The sequence below is a fragment of the Pseudomonas sp. GW704-F2 genome, from assembly GCF_059423025.1.
Map to the genome: position 1 here is coordinate 218,661 of NZ_JBWKXO010000006.1, position 8,216 is coordinate 226,876.

At 62.2% G+C, this 8,216-nt stretch carries 9 protein-coding genes, 1 tRNA gene and 1 pseudogene; 9 read left to right on the forward strand and 2 right to left on the reverse strand.

Going from position 1 to position 8,216, the window contains the following annotated elements; all coding sequences use genetic code 11:
* Positions 1-10: 10 nt before the first annotated feature.
* The 8 genes from AC07W0_RS07730 (at position 11) to murB (ending at position 6,854) form a co-directional block, all read left to right on the forward strand.
* A complete protein-coding gene (locus AC07W0_RS07730) occupies positions 11-2,224 on the forward strand; it encodes a DNA internalization-related competence protein ComEC/Rec2 (RefSeq protein ID WP_102617228.1) in 2,214 nt (737 codons plus the stop codon).
* A 109-nt stretch (positions 2,225-2,333) separates the two neighbouring features.
* A complete protein-coding gene (locus AC07W0_RS07735; RefSeq protein ID WP_046382924.1) occupies positions 2,334-2,969 on the forward strand; it encodes a MotA/TolQ/ExbB proton channel family protein in 636 nt (211 codons plus the stop codon).
* Positions 2,966-3,394, forward strand: a complete 429-nt coding sequence (locus AC07W0_RS07740) for an ExbD/TolR family protein (protein ID WP_017848013.1) — start codon at positions 2,966-2,968, stop codon at positions 3,392-3,394. Before AC07W0_RS07735 ends, AC07W0_RS07740 begins: the two co-directional genes overlap by 4 nt.
* Positions 3,394-4,404, forward strand: coding sequence for a tetraacyldisaccharide 4'-kinase (gene lpxK, locus AC07W0_RS07745; RefSeq protein ID WP_046382926.1), 1,011 nt, complete (start codon positions 3,394-3,396; stop codon positions 4,402-4,404). The genes AC07W0_RS07740 and lpxK overlap by 1 nt, the downstream gene beginning before the upstream one ends.
* Before the next feature lie 23 nt (positions 4,405-4,427).
* A complete protein-coding gene (locus AC07W0_RS07750) occupies positions 4,428-4,613 on the forward strand; it encodes a Trm112 family protein (protein ID WP_003174668.1) in 186 nt (61 codons plus the stop codon).
* Positions 4,610-5,374: a 3-deoxy-manno-octulosonate cytidylyltransferase gene (kdsB, locus tag AC07W0_RS07755; RefSeq protein ID WP_017848011.1), complete on the forward strand. Its 765-nt coding sequence runs from the start codon at positions 4,610-4,612 to the stop codon at positions 5,372-5,374. Before AC07W0_RS07750 ends, kdsB begins: the two co-directional genes overlap by 4 nt.
* Entirely contained in the window at positions 5,374-5,838 is a 465-nt protein-coding gene (locus AC07W0_RS07760) for a low molecular weight protein-tyrosine-phosphatase (protein ID WP_017848010.1), read from the forward strand. Before kdsB ends, AC07W0_RS07760 begins: the two co-directional genes overlap by 1 nt.
* Positions 5,835-6,854 carry a UDP-N-acetylmuramate dehydrogenase gene (gene murB / locus AC07W0_RS07765; RefSeq protein ID WP_079444176.1) on the forward strand — a complete coding sequence of 340 codons (1,020 nt, stop codon included), beginning with the start codon at positions 5,835-5,837 and terminating at the stop codon, positions 6,852-6,854. The genes AC07W0_RS07760 and murB overlap by 4 nt, the downstream gene beginning before the upstream one ends.
* A gap of 74 nt (positions 6,855-6,928) precedes the next feature.
* On the opposite strand, the gene AC07W0_RS07770 is transcribed toward murB, so the two are convergent.
* Positions 6,929-7,600, reverse strand: a complete 672-nt coding sequence (locus AC07W0_RS07770) for a Bax inhibitor-1/YccA family protein (RefSeq protein ID WP_057004407.1) — start codon at positions 7,598-7,600, stop codon at positions 6,929-6,931.
* A 152-nt stretch (positions 7,601-7,752) separates the two neighbouring features.
* Here AC07W0_RS07770 and AC07W0_RS07775 point away from each other — a divergent pair.
* Positions 7,753-7,843 (forward strand) — tRNA-Ser (locus AC07W0_RS07775).
* A gap of 127 nt (positions 7,844-7,970) precedes the next feature.
* Here the strand turns inward: AC07W0_RS07775 and AC07W0_RS07780 are convergent.
* A pseudogene (locus AC07W0_RS07780) lies at positions 7,971-8,135 on the reverse strand (integrase); the annotation flags it as partial.
* Positions 8,136-8,216 lie beyond the last annotated feature (81 nt).

An 8,216-nucleotide genomic window follows, 5' to 3' on the forward strand; every position in this document is an offset into this window, starting at 1 on the left:
GAGGACAGGGATGTTCGCGCTTGCACTCGGGCTGCTTGCGCTGCGATTTCTACCCGCACTGCCGCCTGCCGGGATGCTGTTGGCCCTGGCCCTGGTGGCGTTGATGTTGCTGCCGTTTCGCACTTATCCGCTGGCGTTTTTCCTGTTCGGCTTGTGTTGGGCATGTGTGAGCGCGCAGTGGGCGCTGGATGACCGCTTGCGTCCGCCGCTCGACGGCCAGACGCGTTGGCTGGAGGGGCGTGTGAGCGGGTTGCCGCAGCAGACTGACAGCGGCGTGCGTTTCGAACTGAGCGACAGCCGGTCGCGCAACGCCCGCTTGCCCGTGCGCATTCGGCTGTACTGGCACGGTGGCCCACCGGTACGCAGCGGTGAGCGTTGGCGCCTCGCGGTGACGCTTAAACGTCCGTCGGGGCTGCTCAACTTCCATGGCGTCGACCATGAAGCCTGGCTGCTCGCCCAGCGCATCGGTGCCACCGGCTCGGTAAAGGACGGCGAACGCTTGGCGCCGGCCCGCAATGCTTGGCGCGACGCGGTCCGTCAGCGCTTGACGGCGGTGGACGCCCAAGGGCGCGAGGCGGGGTTGGCGGCCCTGGTGCTGGGGGACGGCTCCGGGCTGACGGTCGACGACTGGCGTGTCTTGCAGGACACCGGCACGGTGCATTTGCTGGTCATTTCCGGCCAGCACATTGGCCTGTTGGCGGGGTTGATCTACGCGCTCGTCGCCGCTCTGGCGCGCTACGGCTGCTGGCCGCGCACCTGGCCGTGGCTGCCGTGGGCGTGTGGCCTGGCGTTTACCGCGGCGTTGGGGTACGGCCTGCTGGCGGGGTTCGGCGTGCCGGTGCAGCGCGCCTGTGTAATGGTGGGGCTGGTGTTGCTGTGGCGTTTGCGTTTCCGTCATCTGGGCATCTGGTGGCCGCTGTTGCTGGCGTTCAATGGTGTGCTGATCCTTGAACCCTTGGCCAGCTTGCAGCCGGGGTTCTGGTTGTCCTTTGCGGCCGTGGCGGTACTGGGGCTGACGTTCGGCGGTCGGTTAGGCCGCTGGAGCGCTTGGCAGGCATGGACCCGTCCGCAATGGTTGATAGCCATCGGTCTTTTCCCGGTGTTGCTGGTGCTGGGTTTGCCCATCAGCCTCAGCGCGCCGCTGGCCAATCTATTTGCGGTGCCGTGGATCAGCCTGGTGGTGTTGCCCCTGGCCCTGCTCGGGACGGCATTGCTGGCGGTGCCGTTCGTGGGCGCGGGCTTGTTGTGGCTGGCGGGTGGGGCGCTGGACGGCTTGTTCAACGCCCTGGCGCTGCTGGCGGGGCAATTGCCCGCGTGGATACCGGCCGAGGTGCCCATGGGTTATTGGCTGGTTAGCCTGGTCGGTGCGGTGTTGCTGTTGCTGCCCAAGGGTGTGCCGTTTCGGCTGCTCGGCTGGCCGATGCTGTTGTTGGCGGTGTTCCCGCCGCGCGAGCCGGTGCCCCACGGGCAGGTGGACGTACTGCAGCTGGATGTCGGGCAGGGGCTGGCGTTGATCCTGCGCACCCGCCATCACACCTTGCTCTACGATGCCGGCCCGCGCTCCGGGGCGGTCGATCTCGGCGCGCGGGTGGTGTTGCCGTCGCTGAAGAGGCTCGGGGTAGACGCTCTGGACATGATGTTACTGAGCCATGCCGATGCCGATCATGCCGGCGGTGCGGCGGCTGTCGCCCGTGGGCTGTCGATCAAACGGGTCGTCGGTGGCGAAACCGAAGGGTTGCCGGCGCTTCTCGACACTCAGCCTTGTATCAGCGGTGAACAATGGGCGTGGGACGGCGTGTCCTTTGAATTATGGCAATGGCCAGACGCAGTTGATGGCAACCCCAAATCCTGTGTATTGCACGTACAGGCCAATGGCGAGCGCCTGCTGCTCACCGGCGATATCGATCGCGCCGCAGAGCAGGCGTTTCTGGCCTCGACCCTGGCGGTGCCGACCGATTGGCTGCAAGCCCCTCACCATGGTAGCCGCAGTTCGTCATCCTGGCCGTTTCTGCAGCGGCTGGCGCCGAAGTCGGTGCTGATTTCCCGAGGGCGCGGCAATGCGTTCGGTCATCCTCATCCACAGGTGGTGGAGCGCTATCAAGCGTTGGGAGCGCAGGTGTATGACAGCGCCGAACAGGGCGCGGTACGTTTGCGATTGGGCGCCTTCGCGCCACCGATTGTTGCGCGCAGTCAACGCCGCTTCTGGCGAGAAGCGCTACCGTAACCGCACGTTACCAATGGCCGACACCTGTGATCGGCGGGTCGTGGGTCGACGAGCCCCGCCGCCTGACCTATATGGTAAAGTGGCGCACTTTTTCGAGGGGACATTCACTGTGTGGGAATTGGTCAAATCCGGTGGCTGGATGATGTTGCCGATCATCTTGAGCTCCATCGCCGCACTCGGCATCGTTGCCGAACGCCTGTGGACCTTGCGCGCCAGCCGTGTCACACCCGAGCATCTGCTGGGGCAGGTCTGGGGCTGGATCAAGAACAAGCAGCTCGACAAGCAGAAACTCAAGGAACTGCGTGCCAATTCACCTCTGGGTGAAATCCTCGCGGCCGGGCTGGCCAACTCCAAGCATGGTCGCGAGATCATGAAAGAGTGCATCGAAGAGGCCGCGGCGCGGGTCATCCATGAGCTGGAGCGTTATATCAACGCCCTCGGCACTATCGCCGCCATGGCACCGTTGCTCGGCCTGCTGGGCACGGTACTGGGCATGATCGATATTTTCAGCTCGTTCATGGGCTCGGGCATGAGCACCAACGCCGCGGTGCTGGCCGGTGGTATCTCCAAGGCCTTGATCACCACGGCAGCGGGCCTGATGGTCGGTATTCCCTCGGTGTTCTTCCACCGTTTCCTGCAACGCCGGATCGATGAGTTGGTGGTCGGCATGGAGCAGGAAGCCATCAAGCTGGTGGAAGTGGTGCAGGGCGACCGTGACGTGGACTTGGTCGGGGACAAAGCGTGAAATTTCGCCGCAAGCAACGGGAAAATGTTGATATCAACCTCGCGTCGCTGATCGACGTGGTGTTTATCCTGCTGCTGTTTTTTGTCGTGACCACCACCTTTACGCGGCAGACCGAGCTACGGGTCGATTTGCCGGAAGCGGTCAGCGGCTCGCCGGCCGAGGACCAGGAGGTCAAGCAACTGGATATCGCCATCAGTGCCGACGGCGTGTTTTCGGTGAATAACCAGTTGCTCGCGAAGAACGACCTCAACAGCCTGATGGAGGCCCTGCAGAAAGAGTCCGGTGGCGATACCAAGATGCCGCTGTCGATCAGTGCCGATGGCAAGACCCAGCACCAGGCTGTCATTACTGCGATGGACGCTGCCGGCAAGCTGGGGTTCAGCCACTTGCGCATGAGCACCGTCGAGGCGGTGAGCCAACCCTGATGGCCATGTCCGATCGCTTGCTCAAGGCCTGGTACGAAGGCCATCCGGCGCTGACGTTGCTGCGGCCGCTGGAGTCGCTGTATCGCGCGGTGGTGCAGCGCAAGCGCGCGCGCTTCCTGGCGGGCGAGGGCGAGATCTACCAATCGCCGGTGCCGGTGGTGGTGGTCGGCAATATCACCGTGGGCGGGACTGGCAAGACGCCGTTGATCCTGTGGTTGATCGAGCATTGCCAGCGCAGAGGTTTGCGTGTGGGCGTGGTCAGTCGCGGGTATGGCGCGAAGCCACCGCAGTTGCCGTGGCGGGTCGAGGCCGGCCACGCTGCTGAAGTGGCTGGCGATGAACCCTTGCTGATCGTGCAGCGCTGCGGCGTCCCCTTGATGATCGACCCCGATCGCAGCCGCGCAGTGAAGACGCTGCTGGCCAGCGAAACCCTGGACCTGATCCTCTCCGACGACGGCCTGCAGCATTACCGCCTGGCTCGCGACCTTGAGCTGGTGCTGATCGACGCCGCCCGGGGCCTGGGCAATCGCCGCTGCCTGCCTGCCGGGCCGTTGCGCGAACCGGCGGAGCGCCTGAAGAGCGTGGATGCGCTGCTCTATAATGGCGCCGCGGCCGATCGCGAAGATGGTTTCGCCTTTCGTCTGCTGCCCACGGCGTTGGTCAACTTGCAAACCGGCGAACGCCAGCCGGTCGATTACTTCCCGGCGGGCCAGCAGGTGCATGCGGTCGCCGGTATCGGCAACCCGCAACGTTTCTTCAACACCCTTGAAACGCTACACTGGCAGCCGATACCCCATGCTTTTGCCGACCATGCGTCCTACAGCGCGGAAGTCTTGAATTTCACGCCATCATTGCCGCTGGTCATGACCGAGAAGGACGCGGTGAAGTGCCGCGCCTTTGCCCAGTCCGACTGGTGGTACCTTGCGGTGGATGCGGTGCCGTCGCCAGCGTTTGTCGCCTGGTTCGACATGCAACTGATGCGTCTGTTGCCCGCCCGTCTCTTGCCTTAAACGCTTCATTCCAGGAAACACTCATGGACACCAAACTGCTCGACATCCTCGCTTGCCCGATCTGCAAAGGCCCACTCAAGCTCAGCGCGGACAAGACCGAACTGATCAGCAAAGGCGCCGGCCTGGCTTACCCGATCCGTGATGGCATCCCGGTGATGCTGGAAAGCGAAGCCCGCACGCTGACCACCGACGAGCGCCTGGATAAATGACTACAGCCTTTACCGTTGTCATTCCATCGCGCTACGCCTCGACCCGCTTGCCGGGTAAACCGCTGCAACTGATCGGCAACAAGCCGATGATTCAGCTGGTGTGGGAACAGGCCTGCAAAAGCAGCGCCGAACGCGTGGTGGTGGCCACCGATGATCCGCGCATTATCGATGCGTGCAAAACCTTCGGTGCCGAAGCGGTACTGACCCGCGAAGACCATAATTCCGGCACCGACCGCCTGGCCGAAGTGGCCACACAACTTGGCCTGGCGCCTGATGCCATCGTGGTCAATGTGCAAGGTGACGAGCCGTTGATCCCGCCGCGCGTGATCGACCAGGTGGCCGCCAACCTGGCGGCCCATGGCGAAGCGCGCATGGCGACCCTGGCCGAGCCCATCGAAGACATTGAAACGCTGTTCAACCCGAACGTGGTCAAGGTGGTCAGCGACATCAACGGCCTGGCGCTGACATTCAGCCGCTCGACGTTGCCCTGGGCGCGGGATGCTTTTGCCAGGCATCCTGACCGGTTGCCAGAAGGCGTGCCGTACCGCCGTCACATCGGTATCTATGCCTACCGCGCCGGTTTCCTGCATGACTTCGTCAGTTGGGGCCCGTGCTGGCTGGAAAACACCGAATCCCTGGAACAACTGCGTGCCCTGTGGCACGGCGTGCGTATCCATGTCGGCGATGCTCTGGAAGCACCGCCTGCGGGTGTTGACACCCACGAAGACCTCGAGCGCGTCCGCCGCCTGCTGGGGGCCTGATGGAGGTTCTGTTTGTCTGCCTGGGCAACATCTGCCGCTCGCCCACCGCTGAAGGCGTATTGCGCCATAAATTGCGCGAAGCGGGTTTGGCTGGCCAGGTCGACGTAGCGTCCGCCGGCACGGGGGAATGGCATATCGGCAACCCACCGGACTCACGCAGCCAACAGGCAGCGCGGCAGCGCGGTTACGATCTGTCGGCCCAGCGTGCGCAGCAGGTCTCCCGCGCCGACTTTGCGCGTTATGACCTGATCCTGGCCATGGACCACAGCAACCTGCGTAACCTCAAAGCGATGCAGCCGGGGCAGGGCAAGGCCGAGCTCGACCTGTTCCTGCGCCGCTACGACTCTGAAGTGGACGAGGTGCCAGACCCTTACTACGAAGGCGAACAAGGCTTTGAGCGGGTCCTGGACCTGATCGAACGAGCCTGTGATTTATTGGTGATCGAATTGAAGGGGCGGTTATGACCTTGCAAGTGCTTGCGCAGGTATCGCTCAAGCCATTCAACAGCTTCGGCATCGACGTGCGTGCCCAGCTCTTCGCCGAGGCCCACAGCGACGCGGATGTTCGCGAGGCCCTGGCCTATGCCGCCGCCCAGGCAGTACCGCTGCTGGTGATCGGTGGTGGCAGCAACCTGCTGCTGACCCGGGATATTCCGGCCTTGGTATTGCGCATGGCGACCCAGGGTATTCGGGTGCTGCAGGATGACGGCCAGCATGTGGTGGTCGAGGCCGAAGCGGGCGAAGCCTGGCACCCGTTCGTACTGTGGACCCTGGAACATGGCTTCTGCGGCCTCGAAAACCTCAGCCTGATCCCCGGCACCGTGGGCGCCGCACCGATGCAAAACATCGGCGCCTACGGTGTGGAGATCAAGGATGTGTTCGCCGGCTTGACGGCCCTGGATCGCCAGACCGGCGAGTTACGTGATTTCAGCCTGGAGGAATGCAACTTCGCCTACCGGGACAGCCTGTTCAAACACGAAACCGGACGTTGGCTGATCCTGCGGGTGCGGTTTGCCCTGAGCCGCGTCAGCCACCTCAAGCTCGACTACGGCCCCGTGCAACAGCGCCTGGCCGGGCAGGGGATTACCGACGCCACCCCGAGCGATGTCAGCCGGGCGATCTGCGATATACGTCGGGAAAAACTGCCGGACCCCGCAGAACTGGGCAATGCCGGCAGCTTCTTCAAAAACCCATTGGTGTCCCAGGCGCTGGCCGCCGAGCTGCAGGGCTTGTATCCGGACTTGGTGGCCTATCCCCAGGCCGACGGGCAGATGAAACTCGCTGCCGGCTGGTTGATCGACAAGGCCGGTTGGAAGGGCTTTCGTGATGGAGATGCCGGCGTGCATAAGATGCAGGCATTGGTGCTGGTCAACTACGGCGGCGCCACCGGGCATGACATTGCCAACTTGGCGCTACGTATCCAGCAGGATATTGCCCAGCGTTTCAAGGTCGATCTGGAGATGGAGCCCAACCAGTACTGAGCCCTGAACAAAGCGCCCTGAAACAAAAATGCCCCGTATCTTGCGATACGGGGCATTTTTTGTACTGCTGGCAATCAGTCGTCGCGGCTCATGATGCCGAAGATCTGCAACAGGCTGATGAACAGGTTGTAGATCGACACATACAGGCTGATGGTCGCCATGATGTAGTTGCGCTCACCGCCGTGGATGATGGCGCTGGTCTGGAACAGGATGCACACGGAGGAGAACAGCACAAAACCTGCGCTGATCGCCAACTGCAGACCGCTGATCTGGAAGAACATGCCAGCGACCACTGCCCCCAGCAACACGAAGAAGCCGGCGGTGATGAAGCCACCCAGGAAACTCATGTCCTTGCGGGTGATCAGCACATACGCCGACAAACCACCAAACACCAGGGCTGTCATGGCAAACGCCGAGCTGACCACTTCCGCGCCGCCGGCCATGCCGAGGTAACGGTTAAGGATCGGGCCGAGGATAAAGCCCATGAAACCGGTCAAGGCAAACGCCGACACCAGGCCCCAGGCCGAGTCACGCAGCTTGTTGGTCAGGAAGAACAGACCGTAGAAGCCGATCAACACGACAAAGACATTCGGGTAGCCGACGTGCATCTGCTGCGCCATGAACGCCATTACGCCGCTGAATGCGAGGGTAAGGGCGAGCAAGCCATAGGTGTTGCGCAAGACGCGGCTGACTTCAAGCTGCTCAGCCTGCGCGTTACCATTCACTGCGTAATTCTGTTCGCGCATGGCGACACTCCTTCGGTTTTGAAACGTTCAGTCGCAAAGATCATAACAGACGCTCTGTAACAAGCGATGGCGAGAGTTTGACAGTGTGTTTCATTCGGGTATTATGGCGCCCGCTGAGACAGGATGGGCTGCTATAATCCTGTGATGCAAAAGGGAAATTGGCAGAGTGGTTGAATGCACCGGTCTTGAAAACCGGCGAACGTTAATAGCGTTCCCAGGGTTCGAATCCCTGGTTTCCCGCCAAGATTTACACAAAAGCCTCGCGATTGCGGGGCTTTTGCGTTTCTGGCGTTCAGGAATGCTGATAGTGAAACATCTGATCGTTTCCGCATCATTTCAGGCGGTTTCCGCAACTCAGCCAGATTTGAGATCAGCGAGTCGGCTTCACGATCTCGCCAACGCGTCTGTAGACCGTCTCCGTGATGCGCTTATCCGTGTGCCCCAGGAGGCGGCTGGCATCACCCAGGTCGAGGATCTCGCTGGCGGCTTTCGGTCGGATATCGCGGAATTGGAACTGGCGAATGCTCGCGGCGAGAATCCTGAGAATCATCTGGCCGGCCTCCCCACCTCACGGAGGTGGCGCAAAATTCAACGTGCGAACTTAGACTTTTGCTGA